Annotated in this window: 20 protein-coding genes; 6 read left to right on the top strand and 14 right to left on the bottom strand. The window is 70.5% G+C overall.

The annotated features are described in order from the left end of the window. Positions 1-50: 50 nt before the first annotated feature. The 12 genes from pdxT to E4P42_RS20750 all read right to left on the bottom strand — a co-directional run bounded on the left by pdxT (position 51) and on the right by E4P42_RS20750 (position 11,030). On the bottom strand, positions 51-635 hold the full coding sequence (gene pdxT, locus E4P42_RS20805) for a pyridoxal 5'-phosphate synthase glutaminase subunit PdxT (protein ID WP_135127971.1): 585 nt from the start codon (positions 633-635) through the stop codon (positions 51-53). Next, positions 632-1,480 carry an acyl-CoA thioesterase II gene (tesB, locus tag E4P42_RS20800; RefSeq protein WP_135127970.1) on the bottom strand — a complete coding sequence of 283 codons (849 nt, stop codon included), beginning with the start codon at positions 1,478-1,480 and terminating at the stop codon, positions 632-634. Before tesB ends, pdxT begins: the two co-directional genes overlap by 4 nt. 44 nt (positions 1,481-1,524) lie before the next feature. After that, entirely contained in the window at positions 1,525-2,466 is a 942-nt protein-coding gene (gene pdxS / locus E4P42_RS20795; RefSeq protein WP_135127969.1) for a pyridoxal 5'-phosphate synthase lyase subunit PdxS, read from the bottom strand. Between the two features lie 59 nt (positions 2,467-2,525). After that, positions 2,526-3,560: an NUDIX domain-containing protein gene (locus E4P42_RS20790; protein ID WP_135127968.1), complete on the bottom strand. Its 1,035-nt coding sequence runs from the start codon at positions 3,558-3,560 to the stop codon at positions 2,526-2,528. Next, the gene (locus tag E4P42_RS20785; RefSeq protein ID WP_135127967.1) at positions 3,557-4,714 is read right to left on the bottom strand and encodes a glycosyltransferase family 4 protein; all 1,158 of its coding nucleotides are present in this window, start codon (positions 4,712-4,714) and stop codon (positions 3,557-3,559) included. Before E4P42_RS20785 ends, E4P42_RS20790 begins: the two co-directional genes overlap by 4 nt. Continuing rightward, positions 4,714-5,631 (bottom strand): phosphatidylinositol mannoside acyltransferase, encoded by a 918-nt coding sequence (locus E4P42_RS20780; RefSeq protein ID WP_135127966.1) that lies wholly within the window; start codon positions 5,629-5,631, stop codon positions 4,714-4,716. Before E4P42_RS20780 ends, E4P42_RS20785 begins: the two co-directional genes overlap by 1 nt. Further along, a complete protein-coding gene (gene pgsA / locus E4P42_RS20775) occupies positions 5,628-6,296 on the bottom strand; it encodes a phosphatidylinositol phosphate synthase (RefSeq protein ID WP_135127965.1) in 669 nt (222 codons plus the stop codon). Before pgsA ends, E4P42_RS20780 begins: the two co-directional genes overlap by 4 nt. Continuing rightward, positions 6,293-6,910 carry an HIT domain-containing protein gene (locus E4P42_RS20770; protein ID WP_209305836.1) on the bottom strand — a complete coding sequence of 206 codons (618 nt, stop codon included), beginning with the start codon at positions 6,908-6,910 and terminating at the stop codon, positions 6,293-6,295. The genes pgsA and E4P42_RS20770 overlap by 4 nt, the downstream gene beginning before the upstream one ends. 1 nt (position 6,911) lies before the next feature. Further along, the gene (thrS, locus tag E4P42_RS20765; protein ID WP_135127963.1) at positions 6,912-8,960 is read right to left on the bottom strand and encodes a threonine--tRNA ligase; all 2,049 of its coding nucleotides are present in this window, start codon (positions 8,958-8,960) and stop codon (positions 6,912-6,914) included. An 84-nt stretch (positions 8,961-9,044) separates the two neighbouring features. After that, complete coding sequence (locus tag E4P42_RS20760) at positions 9,045-9,515, bottom strand: TIGR02611 family protein (RefSeq protein ID WP_135127962.1); 471 nt, start codon at positions 9,513-9,515, stop codon at positions 9,045-9,047. Next, positions 9,512-10,132 carry a PaaI family thioesterase gene (locus tag E4P42_RS20755; protein ID WP_135127961.1) on the bottom strand — a complete coding sequence of 207 codons (621 nt, stop codon included), beginning with the start codon at positions 10,130-10,132 and terminating at the stop codon, positions 9,512-9,514. The genes E4P42_RS20760 and E4P42_RS20755 overlap by 4 nt, the downstream gene beginning before the upstream one ends. 25 nt (positions 10,133-10,157) lie before the next feature. Next, positions 10,158-11,030 carry an aldo/keto reductase gene (locus E4P42_RS20750; protein ID WP_135127960.1) on the bottom strand — a complete coding sequence of 291 codons (873 nt, stop codon included), beginning with the start codon at positions 11,028-11,030 and terminating at the stop codon, positions 10,158-10,160. Between the two features lie 37 nt (positions 11,031-11,067). Between E4P42_RS20750 and E4P42_RS20745 the strand changes: the two genes are divergently transcribed. After that, positions 11,068-11,565, top strand: a complete 498-nt coding sequence (locus tag E4P42_RS20745; protein WP_135127959.1) for a DUF1990 domain-containing protein — start codon at positions 11,068-11,070, stop codon at positions 11,563-11,565. Here E4P42_RS20745 and E4P42_RS20740 read toward each other — a convergent pair. Beyond that, entirely contained in the window at positions 11,513-12,601 is a 1,089-nt protein-coding gene (locus E4P42_RS20740) for a hypothetical protein (protein ID WP_135127958.1), read from the bottom strand. The genes E4P42_RS20745 and E4P42_RS20740 overlap by 53 nt on opposite strands. A 59-nt stretch (positions 12,602-12,660) precedes the next feature. On the opposite strand from E4P42_RS20740, the gene E4P42_RS20735 reads away from it, so the two are divergent. Beyond that, positions 12,661-13,374, top strand: a complete 714-nt coding sequence (locus E4P42_RS20735; protein ID WP_135127957.1) for a GAF and ANTAR domain-containing protein — start codon at positions 12,661-12,663, stop codon at positions 13,372-13,374. Here E4P42_RS20735 and E4P42_RS20730 read toward each other — a convergent pair. Continuing rightward, on the bottom strand, positions 13,371-14,132 hold the full coding sequence (locus E4P42_RS20730) for an alpha/beta hydrolase (protein ID WP_167759564.1): 762 nt from the start codon (positions 14,130-14,132) through the stop codon (positions 13,371-13,373). The genes E4P42_RS20735 and E4P42_RS20730 overlap by 4 nt on opposite strands. A 100-nt stretch (positions 14,133-14,232) precedes the next feature. On the opposite strand from E4P42_RS20730, the gene E4P42_RS20725 reads away from it, so the two are divergent. The 4 genes from E4P42_RS20725 (at position 14,233) to E4P42_RS20710 (ending at position 19,189) form a co-directional block, all read left to right on the top strand. Next, positions 14,233-14,634, top strand: a complete 402-nt coding sequence (locus tag E4P42_RS20725; RefSeq protein WP_209305835.1) for a phage holin family protein — start codon at positions 14,233-14,235, stop codon at positions 14,632-14,634. Further along, positions 14,631-14,963 carry a DUF3618 domain-containing protein gene (locus E4P42_RS20720; protein WP_135127954.1) on the top strand — a complete coding sequence of 111 codons (333 nt, stop codon included), beginning with the start codon at positions 14,631-14,633 and terminating at the stop codon, positions 14,961-14,963. Before E4P42_RS20725 ends, E4P42_RS20720 begins: the two co-directional genes overlap by 4 nt. A 433-nt stretch (positions 14,964-15,396) precedes the next feature. After that, positions 15,397-17,520 (top strand): hypothetical protein, encoded by a 2,124-nt coding sequence (locus tag E4P42_RS20715; RefSeq protein ID WP_209305834.1) that lies wholly within the window; start codon positions 15,397-15,399, stop codon positions 17,518-17,520. A gap of 427 nt (positions 17,521-17,947) precedes the next feature. After that, complete coding sequence (locus E4P42_RS20710; protein ID WP_135127952.1) at positions 17,948-19,189, top strand: serine/threonine-protein kinase; 1,242 nt, start codon at positions 17,948-17,950, stop codon at positions 19,187-19,189. Positions 19,190-19,268: the final 79 nt, after the last annotated feature.

Here is a 19,268-nt window from a genome sequence, read left to right as displayed (position 1 = left end):
GATTTCGGTGTCGTTGGTCGCGCTCATCGCAACCAACGACGCCGAAATCGTCAGGAGATCATGTCGACGAACATCTTGTGCACACGCCGGTCGCCGGTGACCTCCGGATGGAACGACGTCGCCAGCATGCGGCCCTGGCGCACGGCGACGATGTGGTCCCCGGCGCGGCCGAGCACCTCCACGTCCGGACCGACGCGCTCCACCCAGGGGGCGCGGATGAACACCGCGTGCACCGGACCGTCGAAGCCCTCGAACGGGATGTCCCCCTCGAAGGAGTCGACCTGACGCCCGAAGGCGTTGCGGCGCACCGTCATGTCGATGCCCTTGAGCGGCGTCGCCTGCCGCCCGTCGGCACCGGCGTCGAGGATCTCGCTGGCCAGCAGGATCATGCCCGCGCACGACCCGTACGCCGGCATACCCTCGGCGAGGCGGGCGCGCAGCGGCTCGAGGAGTTCGAATTCGCGCAGCAGATGGCTCATCGCGGTCGATTCGCCGCCGGGGATGACCAGCGCGTCGACGGCCTCCAGCTCCGACAGGCGACGGACCGTGACGGCTTCGGCGCCCGCCTCGGTCAGCGCGGCCAGGTGCTCACGGGTGTCGCCCTGCAGTGCGAGCACCCCGACGCGCGGGCTCACTCCCGGCCGGGGGTGAAGTTGCGGGGGTAGCGGGTCAGACCCTCCTGCATCACCGCGGCCACCATCTCGCCGTAGCGGTTGAAGATCTTGCCCTGGGTCAGCGACCGCCCGCCGCAGGCCGACGGCGAGGATTGGTCGTAGAGCAGCCACTCGTCGGCCCGGAACGGCCGCATGAACCACATGGCGTGGTCCAGCGACGCCACCATCAGGTGTTTACGCGCCTCCGGGTGATTGACCTGCGCCGAACCCAGCAGCGTCAGATCGCTCATGTAGGCGAGCGCGCAGATGTGCAGCACGTGGTCGTCGGGCAGCGGATCGCGGTGGCGGAACCACACCTGCTGCTGCGATGCCTTGCCCGGCAGCTTGTTCAGCTGATCGCGCGGGATGATGCGGACGTCCCACTCGTCGAACTGCCGGAAGCTGGCGTCGTCGAAGACCTTGCTGGCGGACTTGAAATCCGGGATGTCGTCCGGGGGCGGCGTCACCGGCGGCGCATCCTGGTGTTCGATGCCGCTCTGGTCGGTCTGGAACGACGCCGACATGGTGAAGATGGTCTCGCCGTGCTGGATCGCGCTCACCCGGCGCGTGCAGAACGACCCGCCGTCGCGGATGCGTTCCACCAGGTACACCGACGGCGCCCGCGCGTCGCCGGGGCGCAGGAAGTAGCCGTGCAGCGAGTGCACCGCGAACTTCGGGTCGACGGTGCGCACCGCCGAGACCAGCGACTGCCCGGCGACGTGGCCGCCGAACGTGCGCTGCAGGAACCCCGACTCCGGGCTGAAGACACCGCCGCGATAGATGTTGACCTCGAGCTGCTCCAGGTCGAGGATCTCTTCGATCGCCACGTGTCAGTGCTGTCCGCTCTTCGCGCAGGCGCTCATCGCCGCCCTTACCAGCCGCGCTCGGCGAGCCGGTGCGGGACCGGGATGTCGTCGACGTTGATGCCGACCATCGCCTCGCCCAGCCCGCGCGACACCTTGGCCAGCACGTCGGGGTCGTCGTAGAAGGTGGTGGCCTTCACGATCGCGGCGGCGCGTTCGGCCGGGTTGCCCGACTTGAAGATGCCCGAGCCGACGAACACGCCCTCGGCTCCCAGCTGCATCATCATCGCCGCGTCGGCCGGGGTGGCGATGCCGCCGGCGGTGAACAGCGTCACCGGCAGTTTCCCGTTACGGGCCACCTCGAGCACCAGCTCGTACGGGGCCTGCAGCTCCTTGGCGGCCACGAACAGCTCGTCTTCGCTCATCGACGTCAGCCGGCGGATCTCGCCGCCGATCCTGCGCATGTGGGTGGTGGCGTTGGACACGTCGCCGGTGCCGGCCTCGCCCTTGGAGCGGATCATCGCCGCACCCTCGGTGAGCCGGCGCAGCGCCTCGCCCAGGTTGGTGGCACCACACACGAAGGGCACGGTGAAGCGCCACTTGTCGATGTGGTTGGCGTAGTCGGCCGGGGTGAGCACCTCGGACTCGTCGATGTAGTCGACACCCAGGCTCTGCAGGATCTGAGCCTCGACGAAGTGACCGATGCGGGCCTTGGCCATCACCGGGATGGTGACCGCATCGATGATGCCCTCGATCATGTCGGGGTCACTCATCCGGGACACCCCGCCCTGGGCGCGGATGTCGGCGGGCACCCGCTCGAGCGCCATCACCGCGACGGCACCGGCGCCCTCGGCGATCCGGGCCTGCTCCGGGGTGACGACGTCCATGATGACGCCGCCCTTGAGCATCTCGGCCATGCCGCGCTTGACGCGCGCGGTGCCGGTCTGCCCCGAGCCGTTCACAGCCGAACCGTTCTGTTCCGGACCGTTCGCTACGGTTTCCACTGCCATCTCCTCCGAATCGCTACTGATCCAGTGTAGTAGGGTCGCCGATTCGATGGAATCCGCAATCAGCGGATCATCTGCACTTCGGGCGCCTGCGCCCGATCCGCCGGCTCGTCGGTGAGTGCGACGGCCTGCGTCAGCAGCTCGGCGAGCTGGCGCGGATAGACGGCTTCACCCCCGGCGACCAGATCGCGGATCATTGTCGCATCACACCAGCGGTGGCCGTGAATGTAGCGGCGCTCGAGCACCGTGTGCCCCGTGGCCGTCGGTTCGAAGCGCGCGGTGCGGTGCACGAAGAACATCTCCTGGCTGTGCATCACCGACCCGTTGAAGTCGAACACCGCGTCGCGCCGCCACACCGGCCCGATCAGCTGCCCGGGGTCGACGCGCAGTCCGGTCTCCTCGGCCAGCTCGCGCGCGGCGGCCTGCGCCAGCGTCTCCCCCGCCTCCACGGCCCCGCCCACGGTGAACCACCAGCGCGGCGCCGGGCGAGTGCGGGTGCCCGCGGCCGGGTCGGACCCGCAGAGCAGCAGCACGGCACCGGATTCGTCGAGCAGCACCACCCGCGCGGACGTGCGCGGCTTGACCGGCTCGACGTCGCGCGACGCCGCCTCGGCGATCTCGAAATAGGTGGGCAGCGCCGCGGTGCCGCCGAGCCGCAGCAGCCGCACCGGGGTGCGTTCCCGCAGCGCCAGCGTGTCGCGCACGGCGTCGTTGTGGAACCGCCGGGCCAGCAGCACCCGCGCCTCGGCGTCGGCGAGTTCGGCCACCAGCGCCATCGGCAGCGACGCCGGGTTCACCAGCGCCAGCGCCGCCGACAGTTCGTTCTCGGCGGCCTCCCGCGCACTGCGGGGCGCCCGTTCCGCGGCGTCGGCCAGCGCGGCCAGCCGCCTGCCCTCCGGCGCCCCGTTGTAGGCGTCGGCGGCGACCGCGCGGGCCACCACCGCGCGGCGGGCCAGCGCGCCGTCGAGGGCCTGCCAGCTCAGGTCGTAGCGCACGTGCAGCCGGTCGAGCCGGTGGGCGGTCTGATACGCCCAGCCGGCGACGAACAGGACCAGCGCGGCCAGGATCGCGACCGCGACGATCAGCCACACCGTCACGACCGACCCCGGATCGCCTCACTACGGCCCGCGCCGGCCACCGACACCTTGGTGCCCGACCCGGCGACCGTCTCGTACACCCGCATGATCTGGCTCGCCACCACCGACCAGTCGTAGCGGTGGACGGCCTCCGACGCGACCGTCACGCAACGCTCGCGCACCGCGTCGTCGGACAGCATCTCGATGAGCCCGGCGGCCAGCGCATCGGCGTCGTCGACCGCCACCAGGCGACCGGCCGTCCCGTCCATCAGCACCCGGCGGAACGCGTCGAGGTCGCTGGCCACCACCGCGGTGCCCGCGGCCATCGCCTCGACCAGCACGATGCCGAAGCTCTCGCCGCCGGTGTTGGGGGCGCAGTACACGTCCGCGCTGCGCATCGCGGCCGCCTTGGTGGCGTCGTCGACCTGCCCCAGAAAGCACAGGTGCCCGGCCAGCGCGCCGGCCTGCTCCCGCAGGCCGGCCTCGTCGCCGCGGCCGACGATGAGGATCTCGATCTGCGGGTAGCGCGCCACCAGCGCGGGCAGCGCGCCGAGCAGCACCGCCATGCCCTTGCGGGGCTCGTCGTAGCGGCCGAGGAACAGCACGGTGCGGCCGGGCCGCGGGTAGCCGTCGAGCAGCGGCGCACCCGCGAACGACGCCACGTCCACCCCGTTGGGGATCTCGACGGCATCGGAGCCCAGCGCCTCCATCTGCCAGCGCCGCGCCAGATCCGACACGGCGATGCGCCCGACGATCTTCTCGTGGTACGGCCGCAGGATGCCCTGGAACACCGACAGGGTCAGGGATTTGGTGGTGGAGGTGTGGAAGGTCGCGACGATCGGCCCCTCGGCGGCCTGCAACGCCAGCATCGACAGGCTGGGCGCGTTGGGTTCGTGCAGGTGCAGGACATCGAAGTCCCCCCGCATCAGCCACTTCTTGACCATCCGGTGCGTCGCCGGGCCGAACCGCAGCCGGGCCACCGACCCGTTGTACGGGATCGGCACCGCCTTACCGCCCGACACCACGTAATCCGGTAGCTCGGCGCCGGGTGAGGACGGCGCCAGCACGCTGACCGTGTGCCCGCGGGCGCGCATCACCTCGGCCAGCTGCAGCACGTGGGACTGCACCCCGCCCGGCACGTCGAACGAGTACGGGCACACCATCCCGATCCGCATCACGCCTCCAGGCGGGCGCGCCGCGACTCGGACAGGTCGGCCAGCCACTGCGGCTGCATCATGTGCCAGTCCTCGGGGTGCGCCGCGATGTTCGCGGCGAACCGGTCGGCCAGCGCCTGGGTGATCGCACCGATGTCACCGCCCGAGGTGTCCAGTGGCGCGAACACCTCCATGCCCCATCCGTCACGAGAGAACCAGCAGTGCACCGGCAGCAGCGCCGCACCGGTCTCGACGGCCAGCTTCGCCGATCCGGCGGGCATGCGCGTCGGCTCACCGAAGAACTCCACCTGCACCCCGAGCCGGGTCAGGTCGCGCTCGGCCATCAGGCACACCACCCGGTTGTCGCGCAGCCGGTCACACAGCAGCCCGAACGGGGGCCGCTGGCCGCCGGACAGCGGGATCACCTCGAAACCGAGGCTCTCCCGGTAGGCGACGAACCGGTTGAACAGCGATTCGGGCCGCAGCCGTTCGGCCACCGTGGTGAACGTGCCGTGGTTCTGCACCAGCCACACCCCGGCCATGTCCCAGTTGCCGCTGTGCGGCAACGCCAGCACCGCGCCGCGGCCGGCGTCGAGCGCGGCCCACAGGTGGTCGATGCCGGCCACGGTCAGTTCGCGGCCCAACGCGGCGTGGTCCATCGACGGCAGCCGGAACGCCTCCCGCCAGTACCGCGCATACGACGCCAGCGAGGCGCGGATCAGCGAATCCGGCACCTCGGCCGGGGCCACACCGACCACCCTGGCCAGGTTCTTGCGCAGCTGCGGCGGCCCGCCGTGACGCGACGAATACCGGGCGCCGGCGTCGAACGCGTTGCGGGCCACCACCTCCGGGACGGCGCGGACCAGCCGCCAGCCGGCCGCATACCCCCAGTCGGTGAGCTGGTCGGTGCCGGGCAGCCGGCCGCCGAGCGCGGTCACTGGTCGTCCGCCGCCGGCTTCTCTTCGCCGGGGACCGGCAGCGGGTCCATCGCCCCCGGCGACGTGCGCACGCTGTGCAGGCGTTGCAGCACGGTGACGATGCTCGCCACGGCCAGGACCCACATCGCGATCGGCAGCGCCCACGGCAGCGGGAAGAACGGCAGATCCGACAGGCCGGCCCCGGCCAGCACGATGACCAGCCGCTCCGGGCGCTCGATGATGCCGCCGTCCCCGCGCAGCCCGCTCGCCTCGGCCCTGGCCTTCACATACGAGATCACCTGGGAGGTGATCAGGCAGATCAGTGTGGCGACCACCAGCGACGGACTGTCCAGCCCGAACGCCGCCCACCACAGCAGCCCCGCGAACACCGCGCCGTCGCTGATCCGGTCACACGTCGCGTCCAGCGCGGCCCCGAACCGGCTGCCGCCGCCGCGCTCGCGGGCCATGGCGCCGTCGAGCATGTCGGCCAGCACGAAGAACGAGACCGCGACCGCACCCCACCACAGCTGCCCCATCGGGAACAGCGTCAGCGCGGCCAGCACCGAGCCCGCCGTGCCCAGGATGGTGATGCTGTCCGGGGTGAATCCCGCCCGCAGCGCCGCCTTGGCCACCGGCCGCGACAGCTTGACGTAGGCGGCGCGCGTCATGAGGTAGACGTTGCTCACGAGTTCGCGTCCCCGTTGCTCGCACTCCCCCGCGGCGCCCCGGACTGGTGGGCCCATTCGGTGGCCAGCAGCGACCGCGTCTCGCGCAGCAGCTGCGGGATCACCTTGGAACCGCCGATGATCGTGATGAAGTTGGCGTCCCCGCCCCAGCGCGGCACCACGTGCATGTGCAGGTGTTCGGCCAGCGATCCGCCGGCCGAGTGCCCGAGGTTGAGCCCGACATTGAAGCCGTGCGGCCGCGACACCGCCTTGATGACCCGGATCGCCTGCTGGGTGAACGACATCAGCTCGGCGCTCTCGGCGTCGGTGAGGTCCTCGAGTTCGGACACCCGCCGATACGGCACCACCATGAGGTGGCCGGGGTTGTACGGGTAGAGGTTGAGCACCGCGTACACCTGCGCACCGCGCGCGACCACCAGACCGTCCTCGTCGGCCATGGTCGGGATGTCGGTGAACGGCTGGGACGACTGCGACGAATCGGCGCCCTTCTTCATCGGCGACTCGGCGATGTAGCTCATCCGGTGCGGCGTCCAGAGCCGCTGCAGATGATCCGGTTCGCCGACGCCCTGATCGACGATCGCCCTGTCGTCGGCGCCGCTCACGTCGCCACTCACCTCACACGCCCACCGTGATCAGCTCGGCGGTCGGAGTCTCGTTGCGGCGCTCGGAAATCCAGCGCACGATCGCCTCGACCGCCGCCTCCCGGGGCACCCCGTTGATCTGCGTGCGGTCGCCGAACCGGAACGACACCGCGTCCGCCTCGATGTCCTTGTCGCCGGCGAGCAACATGAACGGCACCTTCTGATTCGTCTGGTTGACGATCTTCTTGGCCATCCGGTCGTCGCTGGAGTCCACCTCGACGCGGACCCCGCGCGCCTTCAACTCCGCCGCGACGCCGGCCAGGTACGGCACGTGCGCGTCGGCCACCGGGATGCCGACCACCTGCAGCGGCGCCAGCCAGGCCGGGAACGCGCCGGCGTAGTGCTCGAGCAGCACCGCGAAGAACCGCTCGATCGACCCGAACAGGGCGCGGTGAATCATCACCGGGCGCTGCCGGCTGCCGTCGGCCGCCGTGTACTCCAGCTCGAAACGCTCGGGGAAGTTGAAGTCCAGCTGGATCGTCGACATCTGCCAGCTGCGGCCCAGCGCGTCACGGGCCTGCACCGAGATCTTCGGACCGTAGAACGCCGCGCCGCCCGGATCGGGGACCAGCTCCAGACCCGAGGCCTCGGCCACCTCGGCCAGCACCCGGGTGCTCTCCTCCCACATGTCGTCGGAGCCGACGAACTTCTCGGGGTCCTTGGTGGACAGCTCCAGGAAGAAGTCGTCGAGGCCGTAGTCCTTCAGCAGATCGAGCACGAACTGCAGCAGCGAGGCCAGCTCGTCGCGCATCTGCTCGCGGGTGACGTAGATGTGCGCATCGTCCTGGGTGAACCCGCGGGCGCGGGTCAGGCCGTGCACCACGCCGGACTTCTCGTACCGGTATACGGTGCCGAATTCGAAGAGCCGCAACGGCAATTCGCGGTAGGACCGTCCCCTGGCCCGGAAGATCAGGCAGTGCATGGGGCAGTTCATCGGCTTCAGGTAGTAGTCCTGACCGGGTTTGCGCACGGTGCCGTCGGGGTTGAGTTCCGCGTCGATCTGCATCGGGGGGAACATGCCGTCGGCGTACCAGTCGAGGTGGCCGGAGGTGTGGAACAGCTGCGCCTTGGTCAGGTGCGGGGTGTTGACGAACTCGTAGTCGGCCTCGATGTGCTTGCGCCGGGAGTACTCCTCCAGCTCGTTGCGGACGATGCCGCCCTTCGGGTGGAACACCACCAGCCCCGAACCGATCTCGTCGGGGAAGCTGAACAGGTCGAGTTCGGCGCCGAGCTTGCGGTGGTCGCGTTTCTGCGCCTCCTCGATCAGCTCGAGGTGACGGTCGAGGGCCTCCTGGGACTCCCAGGCGGTGCCGTAGATGCGCTGCAGGCTGGCGTTGCGTTGGTCGCCGCGCCAGTACGCCGCCGAGCTGCGGGTCAGCTTGAACGCGGGGATGTACTTGGTGGTGGGGATGTGCGGGCCCCGGCAGAGGTCTCCCCAGATCCGTTCGCGGCTGCGCGGATTCAGGTTGTCGTAGGCGGTGAGCTCGTCGCCGCCGACCTCCATGACGTCGGGATCGCCCGACTTGTCGTCGACGAGTTCCAGCTTGAACGGCTCTCCTGCCAGCTCTTCGCGTGCCTCGTCCTTCGACGCGTACACCCGGCGGGAGAACAGCTGCCCGTCCTTGATGATCTTCTGCATGCGCTTCTCGAGCGCTTGCAGGTCCTCGGGGGTGAACGGTTCGGCGACGTCGAAGTCGTAGTAGAACCCGTCGGTGATCGGCGGCCCGATGCCGAGTTTCGCCTCCGGGAACATCTGCTGCACCGCCTGGGCCAGCACGTGCGCGGCCGAGTGGCGGATGACGCTGCGGCCGTCCTCGGTGTCCGCGGCCACGGGCGTCACCTCGACGTCGGCGGCGGGCGCCCACGACAGGTCCCGCAACCGCCCCTCGGCGTCGCGCACGACGACGATCGCATTCGCTTCGCCGCGGCCCGGCAGGCCCGCATCGCGGACCGCCGCTCCCGCGGTGGTCCCGGCAGCGACCCGGATCGGGGCTGCTGGGGCGGTGCTGGCGACGGCGGTCATCGGTGGGCTCTCCCTGGTGGGTCGGGGACGGTCGAACGCGACCATGCTATCGGTGCAGCTCCCGGTGTTCCGACCCCGATCGGCTCACGAAGAGCCGAAGCCCAGCGGACTGTCGAACGCGGTCTCGATCCCGACCAGTTCGGCCGCCCAATCGGCGGCGCCCAGCAGCCACAGCGTCGCGAACACGATCAGCGCGGTGAGCACACCGCCGAGGATCTGGATCGCCGGATGTTGGCGGTGATACCAGTCCATGACCTTGTCGTAGCGCTCGCGCGCATAGGCCAACAACCGGCGCGCCCAATCGAACTCGGTGGCCAGGATGCCGAGCCCGATGAACACGATCGCCCAGCCCGGGCCCGGATACGGGATGGCCAGGATGCCCACGCCGAACACCACGGTGCCGATGACGCCGACGGCGATGCGGTAGAAGAACTCCACCCGCGGACGCTCCCGCAAGCGGTCCCGCCACCGGGCCCACCGTCGTTTGATCAGTGCCCAGCGCGACGGGTTGTCCTCGTCGTGGGTCTCGGGTTCACTGCGCTCGGGGTGCGTCATGGCTGGCCCGGTTTCAGTCGCACGAACAGCGCCTCGGCCTCGGCGAGCACCGTGTCCCCGTCCAGGAGCCGGCCCTCGACGAAGATCTTGCGGCCCTCGATACGGTCGATGCCGGCCTCCACGCGCAGCGGCTTCTCGACCGGCGCGATGTTGCGGTAGTTGACGTGCAGGAAGGCGGTGCGCTGATACCGGCTCTCGGTCAGCTTGTAGGCGGTGTAGCCGAGGACCGAGTCGAACAGCAGCGCCACCGCGCCACCGTGCGCGGCGCCGTTGCGGCCGAGGTGGAACCGCCGGAACGTGGCGTCACCGGCGATCCGCCCGTCCTCGGTCCGGGAAAGCACCATCGGCACCTGCAGGATGTTGCCGCGGTTGGGCAGGTCCATGCGCCGCCCCGACGGGGAATGCCATTCGTCGGCCCGGTACGGGTCCAGCAGGTCGCTGACCTTCTCGAGCAGTCCGGCGGCCTCGGTGATGACGTCGTCGGGCGCATCGGCCGACCGCGCCAGGTCCTGTAGGTCACGGACCGCCTCGACGAAGCGGCCGTAGTCGGGGCCGCCGCGCGCGGTCGGCACCGGCGGGTTGAAGCCGCCGCCGGTGTGCCCGGGTTCACTCGCCACACCGCTCACCGTATGGGGCGGCCGGTCAACCAGCGGCACCGGCACGGCTGAGTGTCTCGAATTCGTCGTCGGTCAGCGTGATCTGTGCGGCGGCGACGTTCTCTTCCAGATGACCGACGCTGCTGGTGCCCGGGATCGGCAGCATCATCGGTGATCGCGCGAGCAGCCAGGCCAGCGCGAGCTGCGACGGCGTCGCACCGTGGTCGGCGGCGATGCGCTGCAGCGGGCCGTCGGGCGCGGCCAGCGGTCCGGCGGCCAGCGGGGACCACGGGATGAACGCGATGCCGTCGGTGGTGCACTTGTCCAGCAGCGCCTCGGCGCCGCGCTCCCCGACGTTGTACTTGTTCTGCACCGAGACGATCGGCACGATCTTCTGCGCCGCCTCGAGCTGCTCGACGGTGACCTCGGAGAGCCCGATGTGTCTGATCTTGCCTTCCTGCTGCAGCGCGGCGAGCTCGCCGATCTGGTCCTCGGCGGGGAACTTGTCGTCGATGCGGTGCAGCTGGAACAGGTCGATGCGCTCGACCCCGAGCCGGCGCAGGCTCATCTCGCACTCCTGCCGCAGATACGGCGGGTAACCGAGCCGGGGCCACACGTTCGGCCCGGTCCGCAGTAGCCCCGCCTTGGTCGCGACGACGAGACCGTCGGCGTACGGGTGCAGCGCCTCGCGGATCAACTCCTCGGAGACGTAGGGCCCGTAGGAGTTCGCGGTGTCGATGAAGTTCACCCCGAGCTCGACGGCGCGGCGCAGGACGCGCAGGCACTCGTCGCGGTCGGCGGGCGGCCCCCACACCCCCTGGCCGGTCAGCCGCATCGCCCCGAAGCCGAGGCGGTTGACGGTCAGTTGCCCGCCGAGCGTGACCGTTCCGGACGCGGCCGCGACGTTGTCTGCACTCACCTGCACGACCGTACGCGAGCTCTGAGAGGGTGGCCGGGTGAAGTTGGCCGACCTCGCCGCGCTGCCGTTGACCTACGACGAGGTGGGTGCGACCGCCGGTCCGCTGCCCACCGGATACCACCATGTCCGCCGCACGGCGGTGATCGGCACCGGCCGCGCCCGGTTCGACGAGGCCGCCGACGCGGTGATGCGGTGGGGCATGTTGCGCGGCGCCGGGGTGCGCGTCACCGCGACCACCGAGACCGCGCACGTCGGCTCCGAGGTGATCGTCGGGCTGGGCCCGGTCAAGGCGCCGTGCCGGGTGGTCTACGTCGTGGACGAACCGAACCGCCGCGGGTACGCCTACGGCACTCTGCCCGGGCACGCGGAGACCGGCGAGGAACTGTTCGCCGTGCGCTACGACCCCGCCACCGACCGGGTGTACGCGGAGGTGACGGCGTTCTCCCGGCACGGCACCTGGTGGAGCCGGCTGGCCGGACCGGTCACCGCCGTGATCCAGCGCGTGGTGACCGCGCGCTATCTGCGGGCGCTGTGACCGAGGCTCGCACGGCGACGTCGATCTGATAGGTCAGCACCGCGAGCGTGAACACGCCGATGGACATGTTGATCAGCGCGGCGAAGCCCTCGGTGGCGAAGTCGACGAAGGCGTTGAGGAACGTGAACAGCAGCGCGGCGTTACGCAGCCAGCGCAGCGGCCACACCGAGTCGGTGCGGCGCCGGGCGATCATCGCGGGGACGGCGATCGCCGACGTCACCGCGGCGCTGACCGCCAGTGTGAGCGAGGCGGCGTTGGCGCCGTCGAGTTCCAAAGTGACGTCGTCGTCGGTGTAGAAGTAGCCGCCGATCACGATCCCCAGCAGGCCGAAGAACAACCCGCTGACCGCACCGAGGACCAGCAGCCAGCCGACCACCGGCACCCAGCGCGGGCTGCGGAAGAACCCCGGGATCAGCCGCGGCGCCCGCTTCTGCAGGCGGTACAGGCGGTCCGGTGCCGGCGGCGCGGAGATCAGCAGCGCCCGGATGTTCTCGGCGGCGGCCCGCTCGGCACCGGCCTGCTCGGCCTGGGTCAACAGCGCCAGCCCGATCTCGCGTCGGTGGTCGGCCAGCCCGCGGGCGACGCCGTCCGCGGCGATCGCGGCCGCAGAGGCGAGGCTCTCGCGCGCCGTCGGCGGCCGGAAGTCGCGCATCACCCGGGCACCCACCAGGATCAGCACCACCAGGATGTACATGATCTCGGCGGCCGGGCCGTAGAAGTAGTCGTTGTCCTTGGTGACGAACTTGCCCACCTCGTCGAGGAACAGGCCGAATCCGACACCGCCGATGACCACCGCGAACACCCGCGGCCCCGCCCCCAGCAGCAGCCAACCGGTCAGCAGCGCGAGCATCATGAGCGCGCCGCCCCACAACGCGTGCGCGATGTGCAGGTTTCCGCCGCCCACCTGCGGATAGCCGGTCAGCTCGAGATAGAGCCGGGTGATGAGGATGGTGGCGATCGCGATCAGCACGAAGGCCTCGGCAAATCCCGAGCCCGTGAGGCTGCGGGTCAGGACACCGCGACGGTGGTTATCCATGCTTCCTCCGGCTCGATCTGCGCGTAACCTTAAGCAACTTATCGGAGCAAAAGAGCAGGATGGTGCTGGTGAACGAAGCCGCCGGCGTCGATGGGATCCACCGCCGGATCGCCGAATTGATGCAGGAGTTGCACGGGCGGACCGAGGCCGATGCGGATACGGTCATCGCCGAACTCGTCGAGCACGCCGCCGCCGAGATCCCCGGCGCGCAGTACGCGGGTGTGACGGTCACGCGCAACGCCAAGCACATCGACACCCCGGCCGCCACCCACAAGTGGCCGATCCTGCTCGACGAGATCCAGCAGCTGCACCGCGAAGGTCCGTGCCTGACCGCGGCGTGGGAACAGCGCACCGTGCACGTGCCCGATCTCGAGCACGAGGACCGGTTCCCGAACTACCGGCGCGACGCACTGGAGAAGACGCCGATCCGCGCGGTGATGGCGTTCCAGCTCTTCATCGCCGGCGACACCATGGGCGCGCTGAACGTGTACTCCGAGACGCCGAACTCGTTCGGGCCCGAAGCCCGCGAGTTGGGCCTGGTGTTCGCCGCGCATTCGTCGGTGGCCTGGAACTCGGCCAAACGCGACGAACAGTTCCAGCAGGCCCTGGCCAGCCGCGACGTCATCGGTCAGGCCAAGGGCATGATCATGGAGCGCTACGCCGTCGACGCCGTGCAGGCGTTCGCGTTGCTGCGCAAGCTGTCCCAGGATTCCAACGTGCCGCTGATACAGGTGGCCCAGGAGCTGATCGCGAAGGGCCGCGCCCCGGCCTAACGTCGCCCGCGCAACGTCGCGTCCAGCCAGTCCAGCACCGGCGGCGCGACGGTGTCGACGGCGGACTCGGCGATGATCCAGTGCGGCAGCCCCGGATGGACCTGGTGTTCGGCCCGGTAGCGCTTGGCGATGCGGCGTGAGATCCATTGCGCGACATTGCGGTCCGCTCCCGCGCTGACGCACAGCACCGGGCAGGTGATGTCGGCGGCGGTCACCTTCGTCGACCGCGCGCCCAGCGACATCTCGCGGAACACCCGGCCGGAGTCACGTGCCAGCAGCGGGATCAGCGCATCCTGTTCGGCGGCCGGCAGCGTGGACAGCGGCACCTCCCGCATCGTGCGGTCCGACGGCTTGAACGGCTTGCCACCGAGCACGGCGGGCAGCAGCGGCGCCAGATGCGGCAGCGCGGTGGGTTGCGGCCACAGCACGCCCGGCGGGATCGAGGCGAGCAGCACCGCGGCGGCGGGCCGGCGCGCCGCGGCGATCCGCTGGGTGAGCAGACCGCCCATGCTGTGCCCGATGACCACCGGCGAGCCGCCGAGCCGGTCGTAGGCCTCGAGCGCCACCTGGAAGCAGTCGTCGATGCCGGTGCGGGCCAGGACCGCGTCATCGGACGGATCGCGCCCCGGCAGCGTCGGCGCATGGGTGCGGTATCCGGCCGCCTGAAAGACCCGCGTCCACGGTTCCAGGAGCGACGGCCGGCCGAAGACGCCGTGGAGGAAGAGGATCGGTGGCTTCTCCCCCGCTTCGGCCTGCACCGGGTCAGTATGCGCCCGCGGTTGGTCGCCGTCGCGGGGTTTTAGGCCGCTTTCCCGGGGGCACCAACTGTCCAGACAACGACACGAGGGTTGGTATGTGATGAGTCCCGAATCGAAACAGACAGCCGACGCGTCGATCGGCGAGTTGATGAGCCAGCTGTCCGCGCAGACGTCGCGACTGGTGCGTGACGAATTGAAGTTGGCTCAGAAGGAGTTCCAGGAAGCGGCGAAGCACGCCGGCATCGGCGCCGGACTGCTCAGCGTGGCCGGACTGTTCGCCGTGCTCGGGCTGGCGACGGTGATCGCCGCGGCGGTCGCAGCGCTGTCGCTGGTGCTGCCGGTGTGGGCGGCGGCCCTGATCGTCGCGCTGGTGTTGTTCATCATCGCGGGCATCGCCGCGATGATCAGTAAGAAGCAGGCCGAGGAGGTCACCCCGGCGGCGCCGAGGACCGCGGAGACCGTGAAGGCCGACATCCGAGAGATCAAGGACCGAGCGTCATGACCGCACCTGATTCCCGCCCCGAACCGGGCCCGGACGCCGGCGTCGAGGACATCGAGGCCGACATCGAAGCGACCCGCAAGGAGCTGGGCGAAACCGTCGAGGCGCTGTCGGCCAAGCTCGACGTCAAACAGCAGGCCAAGGACAAGGTCGACGAGACCAAACAGCGCGTCGCCGACAAGGCGCACGCCGCTCAGCAGACCGTGGTCGACAAGGCCCACACCGCTCAGCACGTGGTGGCCGACAATCCGCAGAAGTCGGTTCCCGCGGCCGCCGTCGCGGTGGTGCTCGCGGCCGCTATCGGTTATTTGATCTGGCGGCGCCGCCGCTGAGCCTTCCCGTTTCCCGAAATGGCCACTCGCGAATTTTGCGAGTGGCCATTTTGACAATTTGCTCCTTTTTCAACCAATCGGCTCTGCATCGACGTCAGAGTGAGTTACTGTTGGCGTCGTCAGTCGTGGTCGGGGGACTATGTTCGGTTTCTAGGGGGGCACCATGGCATCGTTAGACGCGGCAACCAGCGCCGGTGATTCGTTTGCGCGGCGGGAGTGGGCCCCGGCGGTGTACGGGGGTCGGCACCGCCGACCGGACGAGGCCCCGACCGTCCCGTGCGGACGTCATCGCGCTGCAGAATCGGCAATGCCCACCTCCTCCCCCGACGCTGCGTCCGGGGCGCATTTCCCGCGCCCGCTCCGCCGCCTGGCAAAGCCGGTGCTCAACCGGGCCGCCCGGCGGCACCGGCGCCGCGGCCGGGTCCGTCCCGCCGTGACGACCGGCTTGGTGGCCGTAGGGGCGAGCGCACTGGTGGCCGGTTTCCTCACCCCGATCGACACCCGGGCGGACGACACCCGCGCGTTGAGCAGCCGCCCGATGCCAACCACGCTGCTGGCCGCCCTGGTCGACACTTCTCCCCCGCCCGTGCCCACGGTCGGACGGGCGCTGGCGGTCGGTGTGCCGTCGGCCGCGGCACTCGCCGCCATCGACATCGACGCCGACCTGCTGCTGCGCGGTGACATCGCCGGCCTGCTGGCCTCCCTGGGGGCGTCGCTGAACATCGAGCTCGATCTCGAGGTCGCGGCCGAGGCCTTCGCCACGCTGATCAACGACATCGCCGTCGGCATCGACGCCGGCATCGGGGCCGTCAACGGCGCGGTGGACCTCGGCGCGGCGCTGGTCGCGCAGCTCGCCCAGGACGCCGCGGCCGCCGCGGTCGACGTGCAGACCGCGATCACCGGGGCACTGCTGAGCCTGCTGAGCGCCATCACACCCGACGGTGGAGTCGGCGCGGAGCTGGCCGCGTCGATCGGCGGCGCGATCGAGGGCATCGCCGATCTCCTGGCCACCGGGACCCTCGGCGCCGGCGCCGCCGTGGCGTGGAAGGCGACGCTCGACGACGTGCTCGTCGACCTGTTCGCCACCGGGGGCGTCGCACTGGTCAACGGGCTGGCCGGCGGTCTGCTCGACGCGCTGGACGTACCGCCCGTCGGGCTCCCCGACGTCGACGGGGCCGACGTCGCCGCGGCGCTCGCCGCCGTCATCGATCATTTCGCGGTCGGTATCGACGGGGCCCTGCTCACCTGGAACGGTGCGGTGGACGTGGGCGCCGCGGTGGTCGCCGACATCGCGTTGACCGCGGCGGCGGTCGGCGCCGGCGTCCCGACCGCGATCGCGGGGGCGTTCCTCGCCGCGCTGGACACGCTGGTGCCGGAGGGCAGCTTCGCGGCGCCGTTCGCCGCGCTGCTCGCCGACACCGTGGCCGGGGTGACGACGTTGATCAACACCCCGATCCTCGGGGCAGGACAGGCGATCGCCTGGAAGGCGACGCTCGACGACGTGCTGGCCGATCTGGTGGCGACCGCCGGGGTGGCGCTGACCAACGGGGTCACCGGCGGGCTGTTCGGGCTCATCGGCGTTCCCCTTCCCGACCTGCCCGACATCGATGGCGCGGACGTCGCCGTGGCGCTGGGCAACCTGTTCGAACACTTCACCGACGGCATCTCCGGGGCGCTGCTCAGCCTCGACGATTCGGTGGACCTGGGTGTCGCACTGGTGGCGAACTTCGCCCGAGGCATCGCTGCCGGCGGTGTCGATCTCACCGCCGCGCTCGCCGGAGGGTTCCTCGGCGCGCTCGATGTCCTGGTGCCCAGCGGGGCGCTGTCGGACGCGCTCGACGACGCCGTCGCAGGTGTCACCGGGGTGATCGACGCCGGGATCGAGGGCTTCGCCGAGGCGGTGGCGTGGAAGGCCAATCTGGACGAGGTGCTCATCGACATCGTGACCGCCGGTGGGGTGGAACTGGTGGCCGGTCTGGCGGGCGGACTGTTCGGCGCGATCGGCCTGCCCGTGCCCGATCTGCCGGACGTCGACTTCGCCGCCTCGGTGCGCGCGCTGATCAACCACTTCGCGGTCGGGCTGGGGCTCGATCTGGATCTCGATGTCGGCGTCGAGGTGGACGCGGACGTCGACGTCGATGCCGGCGTGGACGTCGACGCGGGCGAGGACGCCGACGCCGGGGCCGATGTCGATGTCGATGCCGGGGTTGACGTCGACGCCGGAGGTGAGGTCGACGGGGGCATCGAGGGCGGCGCAGAGCTGTTGTCGCAGCGCATATCCGGCGAGGGCGAGCTGGATGCGAACGGCGACGCCGCCGTCGTCGACGCGGGTGCCACCGATGGCACCGAGGACGCCGTGCTCGACGACATCGACGAGTCCGGTGCCGAGGAGACCGCGACGGACGAAACCGACGCGAGCGAGTCGGTCGACGGGACCGACAGTGAGACCGCCGGCGACGACGAGGGCGCCGAATCGGAGGACAGTCTCGCGGGCGGCGACGCGTCCGGCGCCGAGGCGAGCGGTGGCGACACAGGCGGTGACGCACCGTCGGAGTGAGCCTCGCGCCGGTCCCCGATGCGGTCCGATTGGCCCGGGGCGTCATCGGGTAGAACAGGTGCGGGGGGTCGTGGAAGGGGTTGACCGTCATTCGTGACGGTCGGTCATCCTGACCAGTTCGTCGACGCTGAGACAGTCCAGCGCAGGCGACCCAGGAGGACACGACGATGAGAACGAGACTCCTCGCAGGCACGGCCGTGGCAACCGGCGCCCTGGGCGCCGCTGCGCTCGGTCTGAGTGCGTCCGCCCAGGCCGCCGCCGGGTGAGTTCCGGTACCCCACACCACCGTGGGTCCCGCCCGGACACCTCCCGCCACCGGGTGAGTTCCGGTAGTCAGGGGCCGACCATCGATGACCGCCCCGCCGCACGGCGGGGGCGGTCATTCGGGTGTGTGGGTCGTGGGCGTGATCCGCGGGAGGATGGGGTGATGGCCGGCACTGAAATGCTCGATGACCGGTATGAGCTGCGCGGTGTGCTCGGCCGCGGAGGCATGGCCGAGGTGCGCGACGGGTGGGATCACCGACTGAACCGCGCGGTGGCCGTGAAACTGCTCCATCCCGGATTCCAGGTCGACCCCACGACGCGGATCCGCTTCGACGCCGAAGCGCGCGCGGCCGCATCGCTCAACCACCCGAGCATCGTGTCGGTGCATGACAGCGGCGAGCACCACGGCACTCCGTTCATCGTGATGGAGCGCCTCCCGGGCACCAGCCTGGCCGATGCGATCGCCCGCGGCCCCGTAGCGCAGCCCTTGCTGCGCCAGGTCCTCGACGACGTCCTGTCCGCACTGTCGGCCGCCCACGACGCCGGTATCGTCCACCGCGACATCAAACCCGGCAACATCCTGTTCACCCCGGCCGGCCGCGTGAAGGTGAGCGACTTCGGGATCGCGAAAAGCACCGGTCCGAATCTCACCGCCGCCGGAGAGGTCGTCGGCACGATGGCGTACGTCAGCCCGGAACGGTTGACCGGCCGACCGGCCACTGCCGCGGACGATCTGTACTCGCTCGGTGTGGTGGCCTACGAAGCCCTCGCCGGGCGTCGGCCGTTTCCACAGGAAGACGTCGCGTCCTTGGCGCGCGCGATCCTGGACCACCGGCCGACACCACTCGCCGCGCTCCGGCCCGATGTCGACCCGGGGCTCGCTGCGGTCATCGAGCGAGCGATCGGTGCGGATGTGGCGCAACGCTTCTCGAGCGCCCGACAGATGCGCGAAGCCCTCGCGCACGGTTCCCCGGCCATGCCGGCCGGACCTGCGGCGCGCCCGGCCACCGCGGTGCTGACGTCGCCGGTGCCGCCGGCCACGGTTCTGCCTCCCGCACCGCCACCGTCGGCTTCCCTGAGCCGCCGCAAGGGCGTGCTCACCGTGGCCGCGATGGTCGCGGCATTGCTGCTCGCGGTCGTTCTGCTGGTGGCCGATCCGCCGTTTGACAGCACCCAGCCCGCGACCCCGACCCCGTCGAGTCCGACGACGGCGCCGCCGAGCACCTCGCCGCCGCAGGCACCGACCACCGCCCCGGCCACGACGCCGGACTCGGGTGTCCTGAGCGAAGAGGAACTGAAGAAGCGTGAGGAGCAGGAGAAGAAGCGCGAAGAGCAACTACGCAAGCGGCTCGAGGAAGAGCGCAAGAAGCTCGAGGAGCAACGAAACAATCGCGGTGGGCAGTGACATGGCGCCTGCCGCGGTCGGACGGGCACCGCGGACCGACGTGGACTCCGGGGGCAGGCCGACTCGGTTCTAGGCATCT

This window comes from Mycobacterium sp. PS03-16 (assembly GCF_004570325.1).
Taxonomy (GTDB): Bacteria; Actinomycetota; Actinomycetes; order Mycobacteriales; family Mycobacteriaceae; genus Mycobacterium.
The sequence above is the reverse complement of the archived record's forward strand: the minus strand, read 5'-3'. Positions and strand labels throughout refer to the sequence as shown.

Excerpts from the sequence above, each read along its gene's own strand:
- pdxS (WP_135127969.1), bottom strand. The coding sequence starts at position 2,466 with ATGGCAGTGGAAACCGTAGCGAACGGTCCGGAACAGAACGGTTCGGCT.
- E4P42_RS20785 (WP_135127967.1), bottom strand. The coding sequence starts at position 4,714 with ATGCGGATCGGGATGGTGTGCCCGTACTCGTTCGACGTGCCGGGCGGG.
- thrS (WP_135127963.1), bottom strand. The coding sequence starts at position 8,960 with ATGACCGCCGTCGCCAGCACCGCCCCAGCAGCCCCGATCCGGGTCGCT.
- E4P42_RS20760 (WP_135127962.1), bottom strand. The coding sequence starts at position 9,515 with ATGACGCACCCCGAGCGCAGTGAACCCGAGACCCACGACGAGGACAAC.
- E4P42_RS20740 (WP_135127958.1), bottom strand. The coding sequence starts at position 12,601 with ATGGATAACCACCGTCGCGGTGTCCTGACCCGCAGCCTCACGGGCTCG.
- E4P42_RS20735 (WP_135127957.1), top strand. The coding sequence starts at position 12,661 with ATGGTGCTGGTGAACGAAGCCGCCGGCGTCGATGGGATCCACCGCCGG.
- E4P42_RS20725 (WP_209305835.1), top strand. The coding sequence starts at position 14,233 with ATGAGTCCCGAATCGAAACAGACAGCCGACGCGTCGATCGGCGAGTTG.
- E4P42_RS20720 (WP_135127954.1), top strand. The coding sequence starts at position 14,631 with ATGACCGCACCTGATTCCCGCCCCGAACCGGGCCCGGACGCCGGCGTC.
- E4P42_RS20710 (WP_135127952.1), top strand. The coding sequence starts at position 17,948 with ATGGCCGGCACTGAAATGCTCGATGACCGGTATGAGCTGCGCGGTGTG.